We start from the raw sequence: 23330 nt of genomic DNA on the forward strand, positions 1-23330 counted from the left end.
CGGTATGTTTCCGACAATGTCGCATGCTCGGGGCGCGTTGAACGGTTTTAATCCGCACGCGACATGCGTTAAACTACGGAGCAGGTGCATTCGAGTTTCAATAGGCGAAACACGGCAGAGAGATCAGAGAGAAGCATGACCGCACAGGACAGCAAGCTCGGCGACACCGACGACAAGATCTTCGTCGGCAAGGGAGACGAGCAGGCATGGCTGACGCTGGCGCTTGCCAATCGCCACGGCCTCGTCACGGGTGCAACCGGGACCGGTAAGACGGTATCGCTGCAAGTCATGGCGGAAGGATTTGCGCGCGCCGGCGTTCCGGTCTTCGCATCCGACATCAAAGGCGACCTCTCCGGCATCTCCGAGGTCGGCGAGGCCAGGGATTTCATTGTCAAGCGTGCCACCGAGATGGGGCTGACGTTCCAGCCCGACCAGTTCTCGACAGTGTTCTGGGACGTGTTCGGCGAACAGGGCCATCCGGTGCGGGCGACCGTCACGGAGATGGGGCCGCTTCTGCTTGCGCGCATGCTCGACCTGAACGACGTGCAGGAAGGCGTGCTCAACGTCGCCTTCCGCGTCGCCGACGACAACGGGCTGACCCTCATCGACATGAAGGATCTGCGCGCGCTGCTCGATGCCATCGTGCCGGATGCCGGCAAGAAGGGGGCGGACGCCGAGGAAGGCCCGCTTGCCGACATCAAGAAGGAGGCTCAGGGTTTTGGCAACGTCACCAAGGCCACCGTCGGCACCATCCAGCGCCAGCTTCTGGTGCTGGAAAACCAGGGCGGCACCAAATTCTTCGGCGAGCCGGCGCTGACGCTGAAGGACTTCCTGAAGACCGACCGCGACGGCCGCGGCATGGTCAACATCCTTGTTGCCGACAAGCTGCTGCAGAGTCCACGGCTTTACGCGACATTCCTGCTGTGGATGCTGTCAGAATTGTTCGAGGAGCTGCCCGAGGCCGGCGACCTGCCGAAGCCGAAGCTGGTGTTCTTCTTCGACGAGGCACATCTGTTGTTCAACGACGCGCCGAAGGCGCTGATGGACAAGATCGAGCAGGTGGTGCGTTTGATCCGATCCAAGGGCGTCGGCGTCTATTTCGTGACGCAAAACCCCGTCGACGTGCCCGACCGTGTGCTCGGGCAATTGGGCAACCGTGTCCAGCATGCGCTGCGTGCCTTCACCCCGCGCGACCAGAAGGCGGTCGCCGCCGCGGCCCAGACCTTCCGGCCCAACCCGAAGCTCGACACCGCCAAGGTGATCATGGAGCTCGGCAAGGGCGAGGCGCTGGTGTCCTTCCTCGAAGGCAACGGCACGCCGACGATGGTCGAGCGTGTCATGATCCGGCCGCCATCGGCCCGCATCGGATCGATCACGCCGGAAGAGCGCAAGGCGATCATGGATGCGAGCCCGGTGAAGGGCAAATACGACACCGCTGTCGATGCCGAATCCGCCTACGAGATGATCCAGAAGCGGATTGCCGGCACGGCTGCGACTGCCGATGCCGGTGCGGCCGACGGAGGTGGCGGCGGCATCCTCGGCCAGATCGGCTCGATGGTCGGCACCATCTTCGGCACCAACGTCAAGCGCGGCCGCCTGTCGGCGGGCCAGGTCATTGCGCGCGACGTGACGCGATCGGTCACCAACCAGGTGATCGGGGGGATGGCGGCCAATCTCGGCAAGTCGGTCGCCGGCCAGCTCGGTGGCTCGATCGGCCGCACCCTGGTGCGAGGCGCGCTCGGCGGGCTGCTGCGAAGGTAGGCAGGGAAGCCGGATTTGAGGCACTAAAGCCTCCACTGCGTCAAGCCCGGGCATGACGAAATCTCGCGAGTATTTGGATGCGATTGCCCCGCACGCCGGGCGAGGCCGAACACCATAAATTCAGGTGAGGGGGGTTCTCCAAGCGTCCGTCGGTCTGCTACGTGCTATTTGTTTCCGACGGGACATAATGTGACATCACCGAATCTATCAGACAAACTCGGCCCGCACAGAGCCTTGTCGCTGCGCGCGCCGCTCGATCTGCTCTTCCTGTTCTGCTGCGTCCTCCTGACCGCCGACGTGCTCGTTCCCGAGATCTTCGGCCACGGCAAGACCAAGGATTATGGGCTGTGGTACTGGGCCGGGCAGCAGGTGCTGCACGGTGGATCGCTCTATCCCGACGAGATCGGCGAGTATTTCGAATTCATTTATCCACCGCTGCCGGCGATCCTGCTGGCGATCCCGAGCTGGTTCGGCAAGATCCCGCTCTATGTCGTGCTGTCGATCCTGAACGTGGTGGCATGGTGGTACACGGGCAACTTCTCCAATGCCATGACGGGATCGGGCCGCAGGCCCGGCCCGTGGCTCGAAGCGCTGCCGGCCATCGTCACCGTGACCTTCGTGTTCGACATGTTCGACCTCGGCCAGCCGAACCTCGTCCTGCTGGCGATGATGCTGTGGGGCTTCTGGTTGTTGCAGCGTCAGCGGTCCTGGCTCGCGGGCTTCCTGTTCGCGCTCGCTACCGCCATCAAGGTGTTTCCGATCGCGGTGCTGCCCTATCTGATCTGGCGCAGGAAGTGGGCGGCCACCGTCGCGACGGTCGCTTTCACCGGCATCCTTCTTTATGTCGTGCCGGCACCGATCCGCGGCTTCGAGCGCAACGCGGCCGAGCTCAAGACCTGGTACCAGGGCATGGTCGGCACGAGCTCGGAAAAGGGCTTTGGCCAGCGCGACGAGCAGAACTGGTCGTGGGTCAACCAGTCCCTCATTGCCGTCACGCACCGTCTGGTCCGGCCGATCAACTACAATCAGGAAGATCCCAGCAAGTCACCGCGCACGATGAATGTCATCGACGTCGACTACAAGACGGCGAACTTGATCGTGCTGGCGTTGTCGGCGTTGCTCGGGCTCGGCTTCCTCGCGGTGATGCCGTCGCAAGCGCGGCGAACGGCGCGCTCGGATGCGGAGGAGCTCGGCATCCTGTTCTGCCTGATGACGGTGGCATCGCCGCTGGCGCGGCAATACTACTTCATGTGGCTGTTCTTCCCGATGACGGTGCTGATGCATCGCGCCGCTTTCGACGCGCGACCGAGCGTGCGGCTGGGAACCTGGCTCGCGCTGGGCGCTGCCGGCATCCTCATGCTGCTGTCGCTGCCGTGGTTTCCCAATGTCATCCAGGCCTGGGGCAATAACCTTGTCGCGACCGCCATTCTTGCAGGTAGCCTCGCATGGCACATCCGGCATCCGCCGGTTGCGGCTGGCTCCGAGGCGGCGGCGGCGCTAAAACCCGGTACCTCTTGAGACTCACAAGTCAGGAATACGACCATGGCCAATGCGCAGCTTCAATCGGTGCTCGATCACATTGACAAGGATTTCGACAACAGCCTGGAGCGTCTGTTCTCGCTGTTGCGGATCAAGTCGATCTCTGCGGATCCGGCCTTTGCCGCCGACTGCAAGGCTGCGGCCGAGCATCTCGCCAAGGACATCGCGAGCCTCGGTGTCGCCACTGAAGTCCGCCCGACCGCCGGCCATCCCGCCATCGTCGGCAAGACCGGGGCGGGCGGACGGCCGCATGTGATTTTCTACGGCCATTACGACGTGCAGCCGGTCGATCCGCTCGATCTCTGGCACCGTCCGCCGTTCGAGCCTGTCGTCACCGACCATGCCGACGGCCGCAAGATCATCGTCGCGCGCGGCGCCGAGGACGACAAGGGCCAGGTCATGACCTTCGTCGAGGCCTGTCGCGCCTGGAAGAAAGTGACGGGCTCGCTGCCGATCGACATCACCTTCCTGATCGAAGGCGAGGAGGAGGTCGGCTCGAAGAACTTTGTCCCTTTCATCGAGGCCAACAAGGACGAATTCAAAGCGGACTACGTGCTGGTCTGCGACACCGGCATGTGGGACCGCAACACGCCCGCGATCACGACGTCGCTGCGCGGCCTGCTCTATGAAGAGCTGAAGATCACCGCCGCCAATCGCGATCTGCATTCCGGCGTGTTCGGCGGCAGCGCGATGAACCCGATCCGGGTGCTGACGAAAATCCTGGGCGGCCTGTTCGACGACGACAACCGCATCACCATCCCCGGCTTCTATGACGGCGTGAAGGATCTGCCGCCTGATATCCTGGAGCAGTGGAAGAAGCTCAACCTCACGCCGGAGATGTTCCTCAAGCCGATCGGTCTGTCGATCCCCGCCGGCGAGAAGGGCCGGCTGCTGATCGAGCAGGCCTCCTCGCGTCCGACCTGCGACGTCAACGGCATCTGGGGCGGCTATATCGGCGAAGGCTCCAAGACGGTGATCCCGTCGCATGCCTCGGCCAAGGTCTCGTTCCGCCTGGTCGAAGGGCAGGACCCCCAGAAGATCCGCAAGGCTTTTCGCGACTACGTGACGGCGCGTATCCCCGGCGACTGCAAGGTCGAGTTCGGCGATCACTCCGCCGCGCCCGCGGTGGCGCTCGACTGGAACATGAAACCGCTCGCGGCCGCCAGCAAGGCGCTGACCGAGGAGTGGGGCAAGGAGACCGTGCTGATGGGCTCGGGCGCCTCGATCCCGATCGTCGCCGATTTCAAGCGGACGCTTGGGCTCGACTCGCTGCTGGTCGGCTTCGGATTGGACGACGACAACATCCATTCGCCGAACGAGAAATACGACCTCCGCAGTTTCCAGAAGGGTATCCGCTCCTGGGCGCGGATCCTCGCGGCGCTCGCGGACGTGAAATAGGCGCGGTGCCGTAGGGTGGGCAAAGGCGGTGCCCACCATCTCTCCGCGATCGCGATGGAAGAGGTGGGCACGCTTCCGCCTTCGCTCTTCGAGCTACGGCGGACAAGTCGCTTTGCCGACCCTACGAAGACTCTCTCCTCGTCATTGCGAGCGTAGCGAAGCAACCCAGAATCCCTCCACGGGCACAGTCTGGATTGCTTCGTCGCTTCGCTCCTCGCAATGACGGCGGGGCCAAATAAAAACGCCGCCCGGAATTGGGCGGCGTTTCATTCCGAAACGTGTAGAGGGTGTTGAGACCTACCCTACACGAAATCCAGAAAATCTCAAGACCGGTAGCCCGGCAGCTCGCGGTCGAGCTTGCGCAGCAGCGGCGGCCAGACCAGGTTGGTGGCGCGCAGCTCGGCGCGGTCGCGGTTGGCGAGCAGCTCGGTGTTCTTCTCGATCGCAATCTCCTCGACCGGATAGACCGGCGTGCCCAGCGCGCGCGTGCGCACCTGCATCGAGCAGGCGCGCTCGAGGTGGTACATGCGCTCGAACGCGGAGGCGACCGAGCGGCCGACCGTCAGCGTGCCGTGGTTACGCAGCAGCATGTGGTTGTGGTCGCCGAGGTCCTTCTGCAGCCGCGGCCGCTCGTCGTGGTCGAGTGCGATGCCCTCATAGTCGTGATAGGCGAGGTCGTGGGTGACGAGCTGGGCGGTCTGGTTGAGCGGCAGCAGCCCTTCCGCGCTGCTCGACACCGCGGTGCCGTCGAGCGTGTGGAGATGCAGCACGCAGATTGCGTCCTCGCGCACCTCGTGGATCGCCGAATGGATGGTGAAGCCGGCCGGGTTGATGCTGTACTCGCTCTCGGAGAGCTGGTTGCCGTGCAGGTCGACCTTGACGAGGCTCGATGCCGTGATCTCGTCGAACATCAGCCCGTAGGGGTTGATGAGGAAGTGATGGTCGGGGCCGGGCACGCGCGCCGAAATGTGGGTGTCGACCAGATCGTCCCAGCCATACAGCGAGACGAGGCGGTAGCAGGCGGCGAGATTGACCCGTTGCTGCCACTCCGCCTCCGTCATGTTCGACGGCACTTCCTTCAGGCGCGCTTCCGCTGGCGACATGGCTTATCTCTCCGAACATCGTTGTTGCGGGGAGGGAGCGTAGTCGCGGGTGAGGCTGGCGGCAAGGCGGTCAAATCGCAGCAGCCACGCGTAGCCCGCATGGAGCGCAACGTAATGCGGGGGCCGCTGTCCCCGGATTTCGCTTCGCTCCATCCGGGCTACAAGGGAGAAGAATTTTACGGCGCCGGGATCGACAGCAGGCTGGAAATGCTGCGGCCGCGGATGTCGTAGACGCGGGCGAACACCACGTCGTCGCGCTTGATCTCGACCATCACGGGCGCAGTGAGGCCCTTGCAGTAGAACTCGCCGAGCGTCATCGCGAAATCGGCCGCGTTGGAATCCCAGCCGATGGTGAAGTCGGGCCCGAGCGCGACCTGGGCCGGGCGCTGCGGACCGCACACCGCGACCTTCCATTTGCGGTTGCCCGGCGCCACTTCCTGCCGCTCGACGATCTGCTCGCGCAATTCGTCCGAGGCCTGCTTCAGCGCAAGGCCCCAATAGTCCAGCATGAAGCGGTCGTCGGCGCCGCGCACGGTGCCGGCGATGTGGTTGAAGTGCGTGTACTGATAGGGATGCAGCCGGATCATCTCGGCCAGCGAGAGCGCGAGGCCGAAGCAGAAGGTCGCGAGCACGACGGGCTGCCAGGTGCGGTGGTTGGTGCGCAGGCGCTCCATGGCCCAGGCAAAGGCGACGCCGCCGAGCACCGCCATCGGCGGGATCACGAAGACGAAGTGGCGGATGCCGTTGTACAGCGCCGGCCGCTTCACCATCGCGATCGCGAGCGGCAGGGTCGCCGCCAGCGTCAGCATCAGGAGGATGGTCTTGCGGCGCGCCGGAACCTCGCGGCGCGGCAGCATCGCGAAGGTGCTGACCACGGCGCCGCCCATCAGCACCAGCATGACCTCGGGAAGCTGCAGCGCGAACAGCGTCGGCAGATAGGACCAGGGCATGTCGGGCACGGACACAATCGCGCCGTCGAACATCTCCTTCCAGGGCTTCTCGAAGAAATGCGAGAAATAGGTCAGGGCCTCGAAGGGATTGCCGGGCTCCATGATCGACCACGGCCAGATCAGGCCCATCACGAGATAGCCGAACACGAGGCCGGGCAGCAGCACGTAGACGACATGGGCGAAGCGGCGGGCTGCTTCGCGGGCGCCTTCGGTGCGCAGCTCCTCCAGGAACAGCGGCATGAAGCCGATCATGGCGTAGACCAGCGCGAGGCCGCCGAGGACGCGGCAGCCGAGCGAGAGGCCGGCACCCAGGCCGACAATCAGGATCGTGCGCGGCGACGGCTGCGGATATTCCTCGGCGAGGCGGACGAGGCCCAGCATCAGGATGATCATGGCCACCGCGAAGGGCGCATCCTTCGGGTTCATGAACATGTGGCCATAGAAGATCGGGCAGAGCGCGAGCAGCAGGAGTGCGGCAAGACCGGCAAGGGGCCCGCCGATGCGGCGGCCGAGCCGCCACGTCACCGCAAGCCCGATCACGCCGACCGTGGCGCCGAGCAGGCGTCGCGTCTCGAACAGCTCGAGCGGAATGACCTTGTGCAGGAGAGCCGCGACCATGTCGAAGCCGCCGCCATACATGTAGAGATTCGCGAAGGAGAGCGCCGCGGTGTCCCTGAAGCCGGAACCGAACATGCGCAGCAGCAGGTCGGCATATTCAGCGTGGGTGTAATCGTCCCAGCCGAGCCCGTAGTCGCGGAAGGTCAAGCCTGCAATGACGGCGACCGCAGCCAGCACCAGCATGGCGAGATCGTCGCAAGTCCGTTCAACCGAGCGCCGCAGAGGCGTGTCGATCGCCGAAGTCGTGATGGATGTCATGGCTATTGGTGACCCGGAATCCCCTCTTGGCCCTGCTGGTGCCCGCGGGCCACTTCCCCGGAATCCCTATAGCGCAGTTCCATTACCAAGTAATTGGGCATTATGGCTAAAATCCTGATGCGACGCAGCAAATCCAGACAGTTGAGAGCAAGTTAGAAGTAGCGGGCCGTAGCTGAAGGGAATGTGAATAAGTCCCTGATATCCTTCCCTTTAGGAACGCAGGCTCTAATTCGCCGTTGGCGTGGAACACCGTATGACGGTATCGTGGCGCAACGGGTGTCGCGCACGGCTGCGCGACCAGGGGTGAGTTCGATGAGCTTGGCATTGTTGATTGTGGGGATTTTCGCCGTCCTGGCGGGCCTCCTTACGATCCTGTTCGGCTTCACCGTTAGGGAGGCCAGCCTCGGCAGCACCCTCATAATCTCCGGCACCATTGGCGTCTGCTCCGGAATGTTACTGGCCGGCCTCTACGTCGTGGTCGTGGAACTGAAGGGCATCGCCCGCCGGTTGGCCGGATCGGCCGCGCCGGGCGAGGTTCGGGTCAGGCCCGTGCTGCCAGGCCTCGCGGTGCCTGGCGTGCCAGTGTCCGAGCCGTTCCCGGCATCGGCGACGAAAACCGAGCCACCACCGGCCGCGGGTCTGCCGCCGTGGCAGAGCGAGGCCGCCGCGCGCGAGCGTCCGCGCGCCGAACCGCCGCCGGAGCCGGAAGCTCCGACACCGCCTGCGGCTCCGGAAGCGCCGCGCCGCCGCAACCTGTTGTTCGCATCGTCCTCCCGCAAGGAGCGCGAGCGCGCGGAGGCGAAGGCGACAGAGAGCTTGCCGCCGCAGCCTCATGACGAGCCCACGGAACCGGCCGGCCCGGAGAGTCAGCCGGCGAGCTTCGACGATGCCTGGCCGAGGCCGGACCGTATGCGGCCACCGGAACCGCCGGCCGCCGGGCGTCGCCCGCCGCCGCGCTCGCCGTCGATCTTTACCGAGCCCGGCCCGCCGCCTCCGCCCGAACCGACGCCGGTCGAGCAGGCGCCCGTGACCGTGCTCAAATCGGGTATCGTCGACGGCATGGCCTATTCGCTCTATTCCGATGGCTCGATCGAAGCGCAGATGCCGGAAGGCATGATGCGCTTCGCCTCGATCGACGAACTGCGCGCCCATCTCGACCAGCGGTCCTGAGGCCGCTGCGTCCAAGTAGAGCGCCATCGTTCTTGTCACTTCGTCAGTAATCAGCTCATATTCGTCAGTCGTCTTATTTCGGCCGAATGTATTGTTGACACGAAATACTTCGGCGTCGTCAATCCGGCGAGACGCAAGGTCAGGGAGAGGTCGGGCCCATGTCGGATAACGGGGCTAAGAATTTCATCGAGCTAACGGCGAGCATCGTGTCCGCCTATGTCGGCAACAATCCGACGCCGGCGGCCGATATCCCGAACCTGATCAGCCAGGTGCATGGCGCCTTGGTGCGCGTCTCGTCAGGCCGCACCGAGACCGCGCCGCTCGAGCCGGCCAAACCGGCGGTGTCGCTGAAGAAGTCGATCGCGCCGGACTATCTGGTCTGTCTGGAAGACGGCAAGCGCTTCAAGTCGCTGAAGCGCCATCTGCGCACCCAGTACAACATGACGCCGGAGCAATATCGCGAGAAATGGGGCCTGCCGGCCGACTATCCCATGGTCGCGCCGAACTACGCGGTGGCGCGCTCGCAACTGGCAAAGCAGATGGGACTGGGACAGCAGCAGCGGAAGCGGAAGTAACCGCTTCAGGTGGCTTCCGCGAGCGCCTCTTTCGCGTCGGTCTTGATGCGCTCGACCATCGAGCGCAGGCCGTTGGAACGCTGCGGCGTCAGATGATCGCGAAAGCCGAACTCGTTGAACACCGCGATCGCGTCGGTCGCAAGGATCTGCTGCGGCGTGCGGCCGGAGTAAAGCGAGAGCACGATCGCGACCAGCCCGCGCACGATGTGGGCGTCACTGTCGCCGCGATATTTCAGGATCGGGGCGCCGCCATCGCGATCGACCAGCTTCTGGAGCCAGACCTGGCTGACGCAGCCATTCACCTTGTTCTCGGCCGAATGCTCGGATTCGGGCATCGGTTCCAGGGTGCGGCCGAGCTCGATGACGTACCGGTAGCGGTCGTCCCACTCGTCCAGAAGCTCGAAATTGTCCCTGATTTCGTCGATCGTCGTCATGCTGGCCCAATGTTTCCGTTCAGGCCAATATAAGGATGCGAGGAGGCGAAATCGATAGGGTTTGGGCGCTAATTCGCCGGCGCCGCCGCAGGGCCGCGCCATTCCAGCGCGAGGTCGTCCTGGCTCAGGGTGTCGCGCGGCGCCTCGCCCGAGGCGGCATCGCCTTCGCCGGCCAGCGCGATCGAGCCGGTATGATCGGGCGCCTTCTTGTCGGTCTTCTCGAGCTGCTCTTTCTTGTCGTTGATGATCTGGTAGATCTTCTTCGCGCCGTCCTGGGCGCGCTGGCCGATGATGGTCGCGGCCTGGCCGCCGACCTCGCAGGCCGCCGGCTGGCGCTTGCAGAACTGGGTCACGTCGGAGACGGCCGCGGTCGCAGCCTGCACCGCATCGGCGGCGCCGATCTGCGGCAGCTTCTCCGATTCGGGCGTCTTGTCCCGCGGCAGGAGCACCAGCACCAGCCCGAGCCAGAATGTGATGCGGAGCAGAAAGCGCATCTTATCGACCTGTATGTTAGATCCCGCCGCGGCGATGCCCGCGAGGCGCCGGACCTAGCAACTCTCGATAAATCGCAAGTGATTGCCTTCCGCTTAATTCGCGGAAAATCTGCGCAAGAATCTTCCCGAACCGCCACGTCGTAAATTTTCGATTGACGCCGGAGCCCCGTGATTCCGCCGGCGCCGCTTGTCCACCAATTCGAAACCATGCGGGGACTGGTGAAACCCTGTGTTCACCATCCCCGATGATGACGTGGTCAAATCGCTTAAAAATCTCCGCGATGACACAGTGTCCGGCGGCGGGCCGCATTGCCTTAGCACTCGTTTAAGGTCGCTCTGACACGGTGGCTCAACGATAAGGAGGCGTTCCGGCACGTCTTCTCGACGAGTGGGCCGAAGCGCGAGACCCGTGACAGTTTTGAGTATCATCCGCGATTGTCTCGATGCACTGCTGCATCCCTCCGCGCGTTACGACGCGCTGACGCGAGCGCGCCATCGTGCCTTCATGGCGCCGCGGCTGCTCGGCAGCCTGGCCGCGTTTGCCGCATTCCCGGTCTATCTCGCCACGCGCGGTGCGCCGAGCGCGATCGAGGTCGCCGCCTTCGCGTGGCTGATCGCCCCCATTCTCCTGTCATGGTTCCTGTCGCGCACCGGCCGCTATGAAGGCGCCCATGTGCTGTCGTCGCTGGCGCTCGCCGGCCTGATCACGGCGGTTGCCGGCACCACCGGCGGCATCGAATCATTCGCCGCGATCTGGCTGGTCGTGGTTCCCCTGGAAGCCGCGTTGTCGGCCTCGCGCCGCGTCGCGGCCTTCGCCTCCCTGCTTGCGCTGTCCTGCGCCGGCGTCCTGATCCTTGCCGGCCAGCTCGGCTGGCTGCCGGCCGGAGACGCCAGCTCCGCACAACGCGGCGTGCTGATGGCGTTCGGCGTCGCCTCGGCGACGCTCTATGCCGCGGGCCTCGCCTTCGGCGCGGAATCGCTCGCGCGCACCAGCGTTGCGCTGCTGTTGCGCGAGGAAGAGCGCTATCGCCTGCTGGCGCGCAACATGAGCGACGTGATCTCGCGGCATCGGCGCAACGGCGCGGTGCAGTTCATCTCGCCGGCGGTGGAAGCCATGCTCGGCATGCCTGTCGCGCAGCTGCTCGGCCACGGCCTGTTCGACCGCGTCCATGTCGCCGATCGTCCGGCCTATCTCACCGCGCTCTCCGATGCCGCGCGCGGCGACGTGCGCAGCGTCGAGTTCCGACTGCGGCGGGAGCCGGCCGGATCGGAGCGTGGCCAGGTCGATTTCATCTGGGTCGAGATGCGCTGCCGGCCGCTCGACCAGGATATCGGCCGCCAGGATATTGACGGTGACGCCACGCGCGAGGCGGAAGTCGTCGGCGTGATGCGCGACGTTACCGATCGCAAGCTCGCGGAGCAGGCGCTCGATCAGGCACGCAGCGCCGCGGAAACGGCCGATGCCGCCAAGACGCGCTTCCTCGCCACCATGAGCCACGAGCTGCGCACGCCGCTCAACGCCATCATCGGTTTCTCCGAGATGATCGCGCAGGAGCAGACCCTGATGCTGGGTGCGGCCCAGCGCAAGGAATATGCCCAGCTCATCAACGATTCCGGCCAGCATCTGCTGTCGGTCGTCAACGGCATCCTCGACATGTCGAAGATGGAATCGGGCAATTTCGAGATTGCGTCGGAACCGTTCGCGCCGCGCGCATCTCTGATGCATTGCTGCAATCTGCTGGCGCTGAAGGCGCGGGAGAACGGCATCGACCTCATCACCGATGCGCCGCAGGACCTGCCTGTCATGACCGGCGATCCGCGCGCCTTCAAGCAGATCGTGCTCAATCTCGTCGCCAACGCCATCAAGTTCACCGAGCGCGGTGGTCAGGTCACCGTATCGGCCGCGGTGTCCGGATCGCAGCTCGCGCTGCGCATCAGCGACACCGGTGTCGGCATTGCGGCGGATGATCTCAAGCGCATCGGCGCGCCGTTCTTCCAGGCCGGAAAGACTTATCAGCGCCGTCACGAAGGCACGGGTCTCGGGCTTTCGATCGTCAAGAGTCTGGTGGCGTTGCATCTCGGCGAATTGACTGTACAAAGCAGGCTCGGCGAGGGCACCTCCGTCACCGTCAGATTGCCGCTCGTCTACACGCCGCCGCAGGCCAAGACGTCCGATAGAATGGCGGCCGAGAGCAAGATCGCGACGCTGACACCGGTGCCGCGCCAGGAGCTTCAGGACCAATCTCACGACCAACCCGCTCTGGTGAAGAAAAGTGCCTAAGAAGTCTGCCAAGGACGAAGCCGCTCCGCGCCGCCGTGGCGCCAAGGCCGCGGTCATCGATGTCGAGACCGAGCGCAATCTTGCGATGCGCATCCTGCTGCACAGTCCCAAGGACACGCTGGCCGGTCTCGTCGGCGTCGCCGCAGTCAGCGCGATCGTTGCGAATGCGCTGTTCCTTCAGACCGGCCGGCATCCGGCGCCGATGTTCGGCACCGTGATCAATCTTCCCGCGCCGTCGTCCGTGCCGCTGTCGAACCCCTTGCCGCGTCCGCGCCCCGTCGGCGCGGATACCTCGCCGCTGGAGCCGAGAGCGACGGAATTCCGCGCCGAGCCCAAGCCTGTCGAGCGCGCCGCCGAGAAGGCCCCCGAGAAGCCGGTCGAGGCGACGGCATCGACGCCGCGCGCGGGCGATCCGATGACCAATCTGGTCAAGCAAACGACGTCGGCGCCGCCGCAATCCGTCGCCATCGCGCGTCCGCCGGCGCCGATTCCCGTCGCGCAGAGTCCGGCCGCGCGGCGTATCGCCGGCGTGCAGCGCGCGCTGTCCGAATACGGCTATGGCAATTTGAAGATCACGGGCACGATGGGCGCAGAGACGCAGTCCGCGATCCAGAAATTCGAGCGCGAGCACAAGATGCAGGTGACGGGTCAGGTCTCCGACCGCCTGCTGCGCGAGCTCGGAGCCGCGATCGGCCACCCCGTCGAATAAGCGTCATTGTTGTGCGAAGGCTGGTGCTGATTGCAGCACTGGCCTATCGTGCTCTTCATGCGTTTGAAATCAAACATTTGGGTTTCCGCCTACCTGCGCCGGTGCCAGACCGAAGGCGTGTTCGGGGCGGTGCGTCGTCGCGGTGCCGAGGAGGCGGGCGCGGTATTCGTGAAGGTGTCGCTGCTCGACGGCAACGCGATGCTGTACGTACCGGCGCCGCAGACCGTCTATGACGACGGCCGGCCGGTCGATCGCTTCTTCGTGCCACTTGCCGCGCAGCCGATGCCTGAGCCAGCGGTCGAGGAGCGCCTCACCAAGGAAATCCGCTTCGATCCGGACGCCTGGATCGTCGAGACCGAGGACCGCAAAGGTCGTCACTTCCTCGAATTGGCGAAGACCTAGCGGTCCGATCCGTCGGTGCCCGTCCGCACCGCGGGCGCGGAGCCCGGCTGCACGCCCGGCCGGGTCTGATTGGCGCCCGCACGCGCGCGCTGGCGTTCGCTCTCATGCAGCGACGACTGGTATTTTGCGCGCGTGACTGCGAGCGTCGAGCCGCGCCAGGCCGCCAGCATCACCAGCGCGGAGCGGTCGCTGAGCCGGTCGTAGAGCCGTGACAACCGGTACACCGCATCGACCGACGTGCCGATCTCCGGCTTGAAGAACAGGAGGATGCGCTGGAAGTTCGGGCTCGGCATGTCGAGCGCGCGCGCGGCGACCGCGAGCGCTTCGCCGCCGGCATCGTCGACGATCTGCGCTGCGACGCGCGAGGGCAGGATCAGGCTGTCGCCGAGCTCGTAGGTGAAATTCTCGACATCGTTGGCGATTGCCGCCATCTCCAGGATCTGGATCGCGCGCTTGGCACGCACGGTCGGAATCCGCGGCGCGGCCCTCAGCGGGGTCTGCCCCAGATTGTGCAGGACCAGCGCGCGCTGGGTCGCATCGGCGCGGAAGAACATCTCGTGGATCTCGGCCGCTTCCTTCGGCTGCATCGCCATGTTGGCGGCCATGCGCAACTCGGCGTCGGTCGGCGTGCGAGCAGGCGAAGCCGCCTGCTGCGAGCTGCGAATTTCGCGCGCGAGCGGAACCCTGCGGCCTTCCTGGGTCGCGACCAGCCCGAGTTTCTGCAGGACCGGGACGGGCGTCTGCGGATAGATCGCAAGCTTCGCCTTGACGGCCGCGCGCGTCGCATCGTCGACCTGGTCGATCAGCCGCGTCGCAAGCTCGATGAACTGGCGCTGCTCGTCGTCGCTGTGGGTGGGCGCCTGGACATAGAGGTCCGTCAGCACGCGCAGCAGCGTCGGGCGAACATCAACGCCTTCGCGACGGGAGAGGCTCATCAGCCCGTCGAATCCGGGAAACAGCGACTTGGTCATGGAGAGATACGCGACCTGGAAGAGATACTCGTCCGCGAGCCTAACGCAGGTTCCTTTAAAGGCTCGTTAAGGAAAACGAGGCGTGAAGTCGACCCCATCATTTCAGGTGTTGTCGTCCCGCAACGGGACGCGGGAGGCCGCCCGTGAAGTTACGGTCCGGCAGGCGCGTTTACACCCCGTTAACCATGAACTGATCTTAATGAACGCACGTTGCACCAGCGCGCTCGGTCGCGCGGCAATTGATAGAGAGCTGATATGGGGACCATTATCGAATTTCCGGCCGGTCGCCGGGCAGGCTCGTCGGGGGATGCCACGCCGCGTACGGAAACGGGAACGATTCTGATCCTCCCCGTGATCCGCATCGAGCGCCAGACGGAAGAAACCAGCGGCGATCGCGGGCCGGAGCAGGGCACAGCACCGGGGCGCCGTCGTCGTCGCCGCTAGCGTCCGGCTTTTGCAATGCCGGATGCCATCCGCCAGATTCGGCCTGTCGTAACGGCCGTCCTGCTCGCACTCGTCGGTGCGACGCTCGGCGCGTGCAGCGGCGGCGATTTCGGCCGCACCCGCGCTGACATGCGCAGCGACGACATGCATCGCTGGCTCGGGGCCGAGGCCACCGGCAGCGTTGGCCTGAAGTCGTCACAATTCCAGCTCACCGACGCGGAGCGCCAGCTTCGCGATCTTGCCTATCCCATGATCGAGCCGCCGCTGTCGCGGCCCGCCTGGAAGAGCGTATTCGGCGACTACAAGGCGCTGCCGTCGCCCTGGCAGCAGAAGGTCGTGTTCGACCGCACTATGTATGGGCGCACGCTGATCGACGAGCCGCATCGCTCGCATTCCTCGCGCTATGCGCAGCTGATCGAGGACGTGCGCAACGACATCACCCGTTTCGAGCCGTTCTTCGGCTCCGCGATCCGCGTCATCGATCTCGACAGGAAGCGCGATGCGACCATGGCGCGCGTCTCCGAGCTCTCGCCAAGGGAGAGGGAGGATGCGGTCGCGCGCATGCGGGAGAACTCGCTGATCATCCAGTGGGTGCAGCTGTGCCTCGAGCAGCGCGTCTCGTCCTATCGCTGGGCGCTGGAGCGTCTGGTGATCCAGGCGCCCGACGGCATGGCCGCCGATGCCGACCGCCTGATCGGCGAACTCGCAGCCCAGACCGCCAATCCGCCGGTTGCGGCCCAGCCGCCCTATGGCCGCGCAGTCATCTCGAAGGGCTAGGACTTCCTGCGTTTGTTGCGCCGTGGGCCGGTCGGATCCGGCTTGCGCCGCTGCTTCTGAAGTTTCCCGACAAAATCCTTCAGCGCATCCGCCAGCGGCTCTGAGGCGCGGTAGGCAAGCCCGACCTCGCGTTTGACCCTGACCTCGATCTCGCGCACCGCGACATCGGGATTGCCGCGCGCCACGCCTTCCGGGACGATCGCAATGCCGACGCCGGCCGCGACCAGCGCCATCGCCCAATCCTCCGATTGCGCGATCGCCGCGGTCTGCCTTCGTTGTGAACTCCGGCCGAAGAATTCGCTTTGCTCGCAATGGCAGCGGTCGATCAGGGGGACGCCGGCGAGATCGGCAGCCCGCAGCTTCTCCTTCAGCGTCAGCGGATGCGAGGGCGGAAGTGCGGCGACATAGCGCTCGCTCCACAGCGCGACGAAATGCTCGTCGGCGCGGAGCATGCTCTTTGAGATGATCCGCGCATCGGCGCCTTCGTCGCTGCCGACGAGGCGGAGCGCGATGTCGGTGCGCGCCGTCAGCGGCTTCAGCAGCGCGATCGTTCGGGGTATGTCGAGCGTGCGCATCAGTCCCAGCGTGACGGTGGTCTTCGTATTCGGCTTCCTGAAGAGGCTGCGTGCGGCGTCCGCCTCGTCGATGATGCGGCGGGCCAGCGCATGAAACTGCTCGGCCGAGGCGGTCGGCGCGACGCCCTTCTTGTGCCGGATGAACAGCGTGGTGCCGAGTTCGGCCTCCAGATGGGTGATCGCGGTCGAGATCGACGGCTGCGACACGAAGCAAGCGCGTGCCGCCGCGGTCAGTTTGCGCTCGCGATACACGGCGGCGAAGTAGCGAAGCTCGCGGATGTCCATAGGTTATGCCTAGAGATAGTATCAATATTCAATATTTTACTTATGGATTGCCCGGTGGCAAGCAGCGCCCTGCTCACAACAGGCAGGGAAGCGCCATGAAGATCCACCACCTCAACACCGGCACGATGTGCCCCATGGGCCGCCGCCTTGTGAACGGCACCGGCGGCCTGTTCCAGCGCGCCCGCCTGGTCTGCCATTGCCTGCTGGTCGAGACGAGGGACGGACTCGCTCTGGTCGACACCGGCATCGGTCTCGGCGATATCGCAACGCCCAATCGGCTGGGTGGCCGATGGCTGCGCCAGACCGCGCCGAGGCTGGACCCGGCGGAGACGGCGGTCGAGCAGGTGAAGGCGCTCGGCTACTCACCCGGCGATGTGCGCCACGTGCTCCTGACGCATCTCGACCGCGACCACGCCGGCGGCGTGCCGGACTTTCCCCATGCCGCGATCCACGTCCACCGCGCCGAATACGACATGGCGGTGCTACGCAAGCCCGCGCCGCCCGAAGGGCGCTATGTCACGGGGCAGTGGAGCCATGGGCCGGGCTGGACCTTCTATGGCGAGGCCGGCCAGGACTGGTTCGGCTTCAAGGGCGTGCGCGCGCTCGGCGACAAGGAAGCCGACATCCTGATGATCCCGCTCGCCGGCCACACGCTCGGCCATTGCGGCATCGCGGTGCGATCAGGTGACAAATGGCTGTTGCATGCCGGCGACAGCTATTTCCACCACGCCCAGCTCGACCCATCGCCGCGCGTGCCGTTGATGCTGGGTTATTTCCAGCGCCGCGGCGACATGGATCGCAAGATGCGGATCGCCAACCAGGCGCGGCTGCGCGCGCTGAAGCTCAACCACGGCGACCGCGTGAGCATCGTCAATAGCCACGATCCCGTCGCCTATGAAAGCTGCCGCTGCGCTGCGCATTAGGGTGTCGAAGCCAGGCCGCCGGTTATACGCCCGAACGCACTGCTTGAGTCCGGAGCAGGCGGTGCTTCACCGTTCGGGCGATTGCCGCCGGCGCGTCGTCGGGAATCGCGAAGCATGAGCTCGCGTTGATTTCGCACAGGACGTAGGTGTCGGTGCCGGCGGCGTCGCGGGGCCCGTACAGGAAGTCGGCGTCCCAGATCACCGGCAGCGACGGCTCGTCGATGCCGAGCGTGCCCATCAGCTGCGGCGTCCATTCGTCCTCCATCGCTCTTCGGAGCGCCTGGAATTGCGAAGCAGCGGGTCCGTGCATGATCCGTGGGCCCGGCTGAGCCTCGGGTGCGTCGGGGCCTTCCGGCGGCGGCGGGATCAGGGCCTTGATCAATTGATGCCCGAAGCCCGCGACCTTGGCGCCGCTCATGTAGCAGCGGATCATGCCGTCGGGTAGGCGGGGTTGGAACGCCTGGTCGATGATGCAGCCGCCCCATCCGAAATACGGTTCGCAGCGGGCGAGCAAGGCATCGAGCGGAATGTCCTCGGGTAGACTGCCGCGTTGGGCATGCAGCACGCGAACCATGGCGTCCACGTTGGGCAGGGCCTCCACCTTCCACACCCCCTGGCCACCATTGCCGCGATTTTGCTTGAGCACGCGCGGACCATTCGCCTGAAGGCGCGAAGGAAATTCGGCGCGGAAGCTTGCGGCGGTGTCATAGCGGTGCGTGTCGGCTCCCCAGCCGAGGTGACGCGTTCGGTAGAGCACGTCCTTGACGCCCATCTTCAGGATCACGTCGGGATGGGCGCTTACCCACGGCCCTTGCGCCGCAACGTCGCGAAGCAGCGGGTCGAGGGCCTCGCGCGTCTTGCCTTGATGGATCGGATCGACCCAGACGAGCACGCCATCGACGGCGAGCAGTTGATCGCGCGCGGCGTCGGCGAAAATCTCGTCGTAGATCACCGGCCGGGCTTCGATGCCGACCGCGGCGAGTGCTTCGAAAACGCGAACGAAGCGGCTGTTTTGCGCCGTCGCGTCCCGGCGCGCGGCTGCATCGCCGCGGGAGAGGATGGCAACGGTATGGCGGAGAGGAGGGTGGCGTTCGGTATCCATGCGCAAGCTCCACGAATGGCGTGCTGCGCAGAGCTTGGACCGAGGTCTCACGGGGAGTCTGCTTCGTCCCCACGCCGATGAATGTACGTGAAATCGTCCGGTCGTTGCAAGATGGTGCTTGTGCGGTTCCATCTAGACGGCGAACGCTTCGCGCGCGCCGCTACGGTGGCGGAGGATAGCGGTCGAATGTCGGCAGTTCGTGCGCGCGCTCCATCCATCGAAGGCGCTCTGCGACCTGGATGTGCATCGTCGCCGGTACGGCATCGGGATCGTCGTAGGTCGCGCTCTGGACGTCGATGACCCCGGGCAACATGTCGGCATTGACATAAAACAGGCCGGTTCCGCAGTCGCCGCAAAAGTGCCGCCGGGCATTTTCCGAGGAGTGATACACCTTGGGCTCGCCCTTGGTCACCTTGACGGCATCGTCCGCGTACATCGTCCAGCCGACGACGGGAGCGCCCGCGTGAAGCCTGCAATCGCGGCAGTGACACAGCGCGTGCACGATCGCTTCGCCCTCGACCTGATAGCGGATCGCGCCGCAGTGACAACCGCCGGTGATGGTGCTCATGCGTTCCTCCCGATGGAAGACAGGTCTCGTTGATCGATAGCTCTCGAGACCTGCGGCTTCAACGGCGCAATCGATTTGCGATTGCGTCCTACTGTCGCGTGACAACTCCTGCCACGGCGCGGGCGAGGTGATCCGCGACTACCACTTGAACGAAGCCGCGATCTCGTAGCTGCGCGGCGCGCCCAGGATGATCTGGTCGGTGTAACCCGGATCGCCCCAGGCCGCGTAGAGCTTGTTGGTCAGGTTCCTCACGCGAAAGCTGATCCGGGTCTGGTCGACGCCCGGGAAATAGGCTTTTGGAATATCGACGAACGCGTATGCGTCGAAGATCGTGTAGGCGTCCATCGTGACCAGATTGTCCTGGAAGTTGAAGCGGTCGCCGACGTGACGGACGAGGCCGCCGATCTCGACCGGCAGCTTCGTGTCGAAGCGATAGGAGGCGCCGGCGTTGGCGATGAAGTTGGGAACGTTGGGCGGCGTCTTGCCCGAATAGGACTGGAAGTCGCCATTGCCGTCGACATAGGTGAAGTCGATGAAGCGCGACTGCACGAAGGCGACGTTGCCCCATAGTTTCAGGCCCGCGACCGGATTGACCGCGGCGGCGATCTCGACGCCCTTGGAGGCCATCTTGCCGGCGACGTTGAAGAGGATGCCGCTTTCGGGGACGTAGACGTTCTTGCGCTCGATGTCGAAGGCCGAGAACGTGGCCTCCGCGCGCCTGTCGGCCGACAGCAGCTTCACGCCGGTCTCGTAGGTCCGCGACGTCGTGAGCAGCAGCGGCGTCGTGGGCCTGAGGATGAAGATGTTCGCCACCGTCGGGTCGGCTGCCGTCGCGTACTGGCTGTAAAGCATCACGCCGGGCGCGATGTCCCAGGTGTAGCCGATGCGTCCGGTGACCGGATTGAACGTCTTCGAGAAAGGATAGTTGGCTTTCAGGAGGCCATTCTCGTCGAAGCGGGTCCGCGACAGCTCGATATTCTCAAAACGGATGCCGCCGATCAGCGCAAAGGTCGAGGTCAGCTTGAGCCGGTCCTCGAACGACAGCGAGGCGGTGTCGAGATGGGTGTAGATCTTCTCGTCGCTGCGCGGGCCGTAGAGGCCGCGGTCCGGATTGAGGAGGTCGACGTAGTCATTGAAGAACAGCGTGTCCTGCGAGACGTTGAACTGGTTGCTGCTCGCCGCCACGGTGGCGACGAAGCGATTGTCCATTCCGCCGAGATTGGAATTGACGGTGAGGTCGGTGATGTTGCCGTAGAGCCGCTGCGCGTGATCGAGCGCCAGGCGCTCGCGGTAGATGCTCTGCGCGCCTGCGAAATTGCCTACGGTCTGGTCAAACGACGAGATCTCGTTGTTGAACCAGTGCCGGTGGGCGTCATAGCCATAGACCAGGCTCTTCAGCGAGATGTTGTTGGTGATGTCCCATTGAAAGCCGCTGCGCAGCCAGAGCTCGTTGGCGCCGCTGTGATTGTCGAGCACGTTGTAGTTCGTGGTCAGCGTGCGCGCGTCGATGGTGACCGGGACCGGCGTGCCGCCGCCGAGGTAATAGTTGCTCCAGAGGCCGGAGACGACGCCATACGTCGGCACGATGCCCGGCGCGTTCGCCGGCACCAGCGGCGTCCCCCAGTAGAAGCGGTCGTTGTCCTGCCTGTATTCGGTCGCGCCCCAGATCCTCAGGTTCTCGTTGACGCGATAGTTCAGCTGGCCCGAGACGTTGCTGAGCTTCGAATAGGTGTCGTCGATAAAGCCCTTGTTGTTGAAATGGCTGATGTCGAAGCGGTAGTCGAGGCCGTTGATCAGCGTGCTGCCGCCCGATCCGTAACCGGCGCGATAGCCGTTGAAGGAATCGTAGGAAGTGAAGGCGTCGTTGACGATTGGTCCGGTGTGCGGCGCCTTGTTCACGTAGTTGATGGCGCCGCCGGTCGCACCGAGGCCCGCCACCAGCGAGTCCGGTCCCTTGATGATCTCGACCTGCTGGAGACCAGCCACGTCCATGGGACGGCCGGTCATGGTCGACGGCCCGATCGGGATTCCGTTGTAGAGCGTGGAGATCTGGTCGCCGGAAAAGCCACGCATCGAGAAGATGGCGGGCGCGCCGGGCGCATCGCCGCCGGTGACGCCGACTGCAGCCTTGGCGACGTCGGTCGTGGTCCGGATGCCCAGGTTCTGCATCGTCTGTTGACCGATGACCTCGACGGTCGCCGGCATCTCGCGCGCCGTGATGCCGAGCCGGGAGCCGACGTCGGTGACGGCTGCCGTATTGAGCGGCGTCTGTACCGGCCCGCTCGGAGCTTGCGCGGCCGGAACGGCGACAGCAGGGGCGCCACGATTGCGTCCCGCGGCGCGCCGGGCCGCGCGCTGCTTCTGAGTGCCGGGGCTGACGGCAGGAGCCTGTCGCGGCGCAGGCGGCGACACGATCACCGGGCCGACCTCCCGGGAGCGGTTGTCCTGCGCCGCGCTTTGCGCGAGCGCCGCGGACGACAAGGACACCGACGAGAGCAGAGTAATCAGGAAAGCACGCGATAACGCTGGCCTTGCGCCAGCACGGAAATGAAGATTTTGCACGACAACGCTCTGCGGCGACGCAAACAAACCGTCACCGCGGTTGCCTTAGTCATCCACCTTCGCCCCAGGCGGCGGATGCACCGGCTACTTGTCCGACATCAGGGCACCCCGCCCAATGCGTTCGCGCGTGACCATGGCTGGTAGCAGGTTTCCTGGCTCGCGGGTCATCGCCTTCGACCACCTTCCCAGAGGCCCAAGCGGGGCTCCAGTGGTTCGTTTGGTCGTCGGCTATCCGCCTACAGTTGCGGGGGCAGCCGCGGAATTGCCCACTGAGGTGGACGCACCGCATTCCCTTGAAGAGTCCTTGCGGACACTACCGATCACGAAACTGGCATCAGGGGATGAGCGCGTCAACATCCGCGCGGGCTGCTGGACGGGCCGGTCGGTCGATGGTGGCCTTGTGTTGCTGTTTTGCACGATAGTCCGAAGGACCGCGTCGAAACGTCCAACCCGGCCTCCGGACGAGCCTGGGTAACGAACGCTTGACCACGATCATAACTGCCTTTGGTGTCCGAGTATGCTACTGAGGCCGAGTTCCGGCCCGACAAGGTAAGTCGATATTGATGCAGTTCGTCCGTACCATCCTGGCAGTCGCCATCGCCATATCCTTGGCGATGCTGCCGGTTGGCGCGTCCGCGGCGAACCTCGCAATGTCGTCGGATGGCATGCAGACGGCCATGCACATGAGCGGCGACGCCGACATGTCGATGGACGATTGTTGTCCCGACATGAAGGGAACGGGCTCCCATAGCGGCGGCTACAAGTGCGGGATGGGCTTCTGCTGCGTCGGTGGGATCATCGCGCTCGGTGATGTCAGGCCCGTGGCGTTCGAACGTCTCGCCGTCATGGCCAGCACGATGGCTATTCCCCCGGATCAGGTCGTTTCCTTCCGCGGCGGCAGTCCTCCTTTCCGACCTCCTCGAATCTGATCTCGCAAAGCCCGAGACGCGAGCGGCGTGCCTGCTCGCGACGACGACTGACGTGCGCGCTTCACGCGCCACGGCGAAAGATCAATTCATGAGGACAGGACAATGCTTTCCAAAATCAGCACCGCGGCTCTCGCCGCCACCCTTTCGCTTGCCGCTTCCGCCGCGATGGCGGGCGCGGGCGACTACGCCTTCGAGCCCGTCACTCCGCAGATGAAGAAGGGCGAAGACGTCACGCTCGCCGTTCGCCTGACGAACAAGCAGACCGGCAAGCCGATACCGGACGCAGTCATCTTCAAAAGCCGCCTCGACATGGCCCCGGACGGGATGGCCGAGATGGAATCGGCGGTCGCGCCGCTGCCGTCCAGGGAGCCGGGTGTGTACGCCTTCAAGACGGACCTGCCGATGGCTGGACGCTACCAGATGACGCTGTCCGTGAAGGTGCAGGGCGAACCGGAGACCGTCACCGGCAAGGTGATCGTCACGGCGGTCAAGTGAGCGTTCG

22 protein-coding genes and 1 riboswitch are annotated in these 23330 nt (G+C 64.9%); of the genes, 13 read left to right on the plus strand and 9 right to left on the minus strand.

The features are described from left to right. Positions 1–135: 135 nt before the first annotated feature. The 3 genes from AB7245_RS14705 (at position 136) to AB7245_RS14715 (ending at position 4698) form a co-directional block, all read left to right on the plus strand. The gene (locus tag AB7245_RS14705; protein ID WP_085402703.1) at positions 136–1761 is read left to right on the plus strand and encodes a helicase HerA-like domain-containing protein; all 1626 of its coding nucleotides are present in this window, start codon (positions 136–138) and stop codon (positions 1759–1761) included. 189 nt (positions 1762–1950) lie between these two features. Next, entirely contained in the window at positions 1951–3279 is a 1329-nt protein-coding gene (locus AB7245_RS14710) for a glycosyltransferase family 87 protein (RefSeq protein WP_167768053.1), read from the plus strand. A gap of 24 nt (positions 3280–3303) precedes the next feature. Beyond that, positions 3304–4698, plus strand: coding sequence for a M20/M25/M40 family metallo-hydrolase (locus tag AB7245_RS14715; protein WP_085402705.1), 1395 nt, complete (start codon positions 3304–3306; stop codon positions 4696–4698). A 323-nt stretch (positions 4699–5021) separates the two neighbouring features. On the opposite strand, the gene AB7245_RS14720 is transcribed toward AB7245_RS14715, so the two are convergent. Further along, complete coding sequence (locus tag AB7245_RS14720; protein ID WP_028153549.1) at positions 5022–5801, minus strand: class II aldolase/adducin family protein; 780 nt, start codon at positions 5799–5801, stop codon at positions 5022–5024. 176 nt (positions 5802–5977) lie between these two features. Next, positions 5978–7627 carry a glycosyltransferase family 39 protein gene (locus AB7245_RS14725; RefSeq protein WP_085402706.1) on the minus strand — a complete coding sequence of 550 codons (1650 nt, stop codon included), beginning with the start codon at positions 7625–7627 and terminating at the stop codon, positions 5978–5980. Between the two features lie 312 nt (positions 7628–7939). Between AB7245_RS14725 and AB7245_RS14730 the strand changes: the two genes are divergently transcribed. After that, positions 7940–8797, plus strand: coding sequence for a hypothetical protein (locus AB7245_RS14730; RefSeq protein WP_085402707.1), 858 nt, complete (start codon positions 7940–7942; stop codon positions 8795–8797). Between the two features lie 158 nt (positions 8798–8955). Continuing rightward, the gene (locus tag AB7245_RS14735) at positions 8956–9372 is read left to right on the plus strand and encodes a MucR family transcriptional regulator (RefSeq protein ID WP_063984587.1); all 417 of its coding nucleotides are present in this window, start codon (positions 8956–8958) and stop codon (positions 9370–9372) included. A gap of 5 nt (positions 9373–9377) precedes the next feature. Here the strand turns inward: AB7245_RS14735 and AB7245_RS14740 are convergent, their stop codons facing one another. Together AB7245_RS14740 and AB7245_RS14745 are read right to left on the minus strand one after the other, a co-directional pair. Beyond that, a complete protein-coding gene (locus AB7245_RS14740) occupies positions 9378–9806 on the minus strand; it encodes a SufE family protein (RefSeq protein WP_028149946.1) in 429 nt (142 codons plus the stop codon). A gap of 68 nt (positions 9807–9874) precedes the next feature. After that, on the minus strand, positions 9875–10300 hold the full coding sequence (locus tag AB7245_RS14745) for a DUF5330 domain-containing protein (RefSeq protein ID WP_063984586.1): 426 nt from the start codon (positions 10298–10300) through the stop codon (positions 9875–9877). Positions 10301–10709: 409 nt separating this feature from the next. On the opposite strand from AB7245_RS14745, the gene AB7245_RS14750 reads away from it, so the two are divergent. The 3 genes from AB7245_RS14750 to AB7245_RS14760 are packed head-to-tail and all read left to right on the plus strand — an operon-like array spanning position 10710 to position 13692. Next, on the plus strand, positions 10710–12581 hold the full coding sequence (locus AB7245_RS14750) for a PAS domain-containing sensor histidine kinase (RefSeq protein ID WP_439034362.1): 1872 nt from the start codon (positions 10710–10712) through the stop codon (positions 12579–12581). Next, complete coding sequence (locus AB7245_RS14755) at positions 12574–13290, plus strand: peptidoglycan-binding domain-containing protein (RefSeq protein WP_085402709.1); 717 nt, start codon at positions 12574–12576, stop codon at positions 13288–13290. Before AB7245_RS14750 ends, AB7245_RS14755 begins: the two co-directional genes overlap by 8 nt. 57 nt (positions 13291–13347) lie before the next feature. Further along, a complete protein-coding gene (locus AB7245_RS14760) occupies positions 13348–13692 on the plus strand; it encodes a DUF1491 family protein (protein WP_063986550.1) in 345 nt (114 codons plus the stop codon). Here AB7245_RS14760 and AB7245_RS14765 read toward each other — a convergent pair. Further along, positions 13689–14663 carry a DUF2336 domain-containing protein gene (locus tag AB7245_RS14765; RefSeq protein ID WP_085402710.1) on the minus strand — a complete coding sequence of 325 codons (975 nt, stop codon included), beginning with the start codon at positions 14661–14663 and terminating at the stop codon, positions 13689–13691. The genes AB7245_RS14760 and AB7245_RS14765 overlap by 4 nt on opposite strands. Before the next feature lie 255 nt (positions 14664–14918). Between AB7245_RS14765 and AB7245_RS14770 the strand changes: the two genes are divergently transcribed. Beyond that, a complete protein-coding gene (locus tag AB7245_RS14770; protein ID WP_014496746.1) occupies positions 14919–15107 on the plus strand; it encodes a hypothetical protein in 189 nt (62 codons plus the stop codon). Between the two features lie 15 nt (positions 15108–15122). Further along, positions 15123–15884, plus strand: a complete 762-nt coding sequence (locus AB7245_RS14775; protein ID WP_085402711.1) for a hypothetical protein — start codon at positions 15123–15125, stop codon at positions 15882–15884. Here AB7245_RS14775 and AB7245_RS14780 read toward each other — a convergent pair. Then, on the minus strand, positions 15881–16744 hold the full coding sequence (locus AB7245_RS14780) for a LysR family transcriptional regulator (protein ID WP_085402712.1): 864 nt from the start codon (positions 16742–16744) through the stop codon (positions 15881–15883). The two genes, AB7245_RS14775 and AB7245_RS14780, sit on opposite strands and share 4 nt — an antisense overlap. A 95-nt stretch (positions 16745–16839) precedes the next feature. On the opposite strand from AB7245_RS14780, the gene AB7245_RS14785 reads away from it, so the two are divergent. Continuing rightward, positions 16840–17667 carry an MBL fold metallo-hydrolase gene (locus AB7245_RS14785; RefSeq protein ID WP_135214853.1) on the plus strand — a complete coding sequence of 276 codons (828 nt, stop codon included), beginning with the start codon at positions 16840–16842 and terminating at the stop codon, positions 17665–17667. A gap of 22 nt (positions 17668–17689) precedes the next feature. Here the strand turns inward: AB7245_RS14785 and AB7245_RS14790 are convergent, their stop codons facing one another. The 3 genes from AB7245_RS14790 to AB7245_RS14800 form a co-directional block, all read right to left on the minus strand. Further along, positions 17690–18769 carry a Cj0069 family protein gene (locus tag AB7245_RS14790; RefSeq protein ID WP_085402714.1) on the minus strand — a complete coding sequence of 360 codons (1080 nt, stop codon included), beginning with the start codon at positions 18767–18769 and terminating at the stop codon, positions 17690–17692. 160 nt (positions 18770–18929) lie between these two features. Further along, positions 18930–19337 (minus strand): GFA family protein, encoded by a 408-nt coding sequence (locus AB7245_RS14795; RefSeq protein WP_085402715.1) that lies wholly within the window; start codon positions 19335–19337, stop codon positions 18930–18932. 138 nt (positions 19338–19475) lie between these two features. After that, positions 19476–21824: a TonB-dependent receptor gene (locus AB7245_RS14800; RefSeq protein WP_244623169.1), complete on the minus strand. Its 2349-nt coding sequence runs from the start codon at positions 21822–21824 to the stop codon at positions 19476–19478. 200 nt (positions 21825–22024) lie between these two features. After that, positions 22025–22232: riboswitch (cobalamin riboswitch) on the minus strand. Between the two features lie 230 nt (positions 22233–22462). Between AB7245_RS14800 and AB7245_RS14805 the strand changes: the two genes are divergently transcribed. Continuing rightward, the gene (locus AB7245_RS14805) at positions 22463–22828 is read left to right on the plus strand and encodes a hypothetical protein (RefSeq protein WP_085402716.1); all 366 of its coding nucleotides are present in this window, start codon (positions 22463–22465) and stop codon (positions 22826–22828) included. Positions 22829–22930: 102 nt separating this feature from the next. Further along, positions 22931–23323: a FixH family protein gene (locus AB7245_RS14810; RefSeq protein ID WP_085402717.1), complete on the plus strand. Its 393-nt coding sequence runs from the start codon at positions 22931–22933 to the stop codon at positions 23321–23323. The last annotated feature ends 7 nt before the right edge of the window (positions 23324–23330 follow it).

This window comes from Bradyrhizobium sp. 604_D8_N2_3 (genome assembly GCF_051810765.1).
In the GTDB taxonomy this organism is placed as follows: domain Bacteria; phylum Pseudomonadota; class Alphaproteobacteria; order Rhizobiales; family Xanthobacteraceae; genus Bradyrhizobium; species Bradyrhizobium barranii.

Excerpts from the sequence above, each read along its gene's own strand:
- AB7245_RS14705 (WP_085402703.1), top strand. The coding sequence starts at position 136 with ATGACCGCACAGGACAGCAAGCTCGGCGACACCGACGACAAGATCTTC.
- AB7245_RS14715 (WP_085402705.1), top strand. The coding sequence starts at position 3,304 with ATGGCCAATGCGCAGCTTCAATCGGTGCTCGATCACATTGACAAGGAT.
- AB7245_RS14720 (WP_028153549.1), bottom strand. The coding sequence starts at position 5,801 with ATGTCGCCAGCGGAAGCGCGCCTGAAGGAAGTGCCGTCGAACATGACG.
- AB7245_RS14725 (WP_085402706.1), bottom strand. The coding sequence starts at position 7,627 with ATGACATCCATCACGACTTCGGCGATCGACACGCCTCTGCGGCGCTCG.
- AB7245_RS14730 (WP_085402707.1), top strand. The coding sequence starts at position 7,940 with ATGAGCTTGGCATTGTTGATTGTGGGGATTTTCGCCGTCCTGGCGGGC.
- AB7245_RS14735 (WP_063984587.1), top strand. The coding sequence starts at position 8,956 with ATGTCGGATAACGGGGCTAAGAATTTCATCGAGCTAACGGCGAGCATC.
- AB7245_RS14740 (WP_028149946.1), bottom strand. The coding sequence starts at position 9,806 with ATGACGACGATCGACGAAATCAGGGACAATTTCGAGCTTCTGGACGAG.
- AB7245_RS14745 (WP_063984586.1), bottom strand. The coding sequence starts at position 10,300 with ATGCGCTTTCTGCTCCGCATCACATTCTGGCTCGGGCTGGTGCTGGTG.
- AB7245_RS14760 (WP_063986550.1), top strand. The coding sequence starts at position 13,348 with ATGCGTTTGAAATCAAACATTTGGGTTTCCGCCTACCTGCGCCGGTGC.
- AB7245_RS14765 (WP_085402710.1), bottom strand. The coding sequence starts at position 14,663 with ATGACCAAGTCGCTGTTTCCCGGATTCGACGGGCTGATGAGCCTCTCC.
- AB7245_RS14770 (WP_014496746.1), top strand. The coding sequence starts at position 14,919 with ATGGGGACCATTATCGAATTTCCGGCCGGTCGCCGGGCAGGCTCGTCG.
- AB7245_RS14775 (WP_085402711.1), top strand. The coding sequence starts at position 15,123 with ATGCCGGATGCCATCCGCCAGATTCGGCCTGTCGTAACGGCCGTCCTG.
- AB7245_RS14780 (WP_085402712.1), bottom strand. The coding sequence starts at position 16,744 with ATGGACATCCGCGAGCTTCGCTACTTCGCCGCCGTGTATCGCGAGCGC.
- AB7245_RS14785 (WP_135214853.1), top strand. The coding sequence starts at position 16,840 with ATGAAGATCCACCACCTCAACACCGGCACGATGTGCCCCATGGGCCGC.
- AB7245_RS14790 (WP_085402714.1), bottom strand. The coding sequence starts at position 18,769 with ATGGATACCGAACGCCACCCTCCTCTCCGCCATACCGTTGCCATCCTC.
- AB7245_RS14795 (WP_085402715.1), bottom strand. The coding sequence starts at position 19,337 with ATGAGCACCATCACCGGCGGTTGTCACTGCGGCGCGATCCGCTATCAG.
- AB7245_RS14805 (WP_085402716.1), top strand. The coding sequence starts at position 22,463 with ATGCAGTTCGTCCGTACCATCCTGGCAGTCGCCATCGCCATATCCTTG.
- AB7245_RS14810 (WP_085402717.1), top strand. The coding sequence starts at position 22,931 with ATGCTTTCCAAAATCAGCACCGCGGCTCTCGCCGCCACCCTTTCGCTT.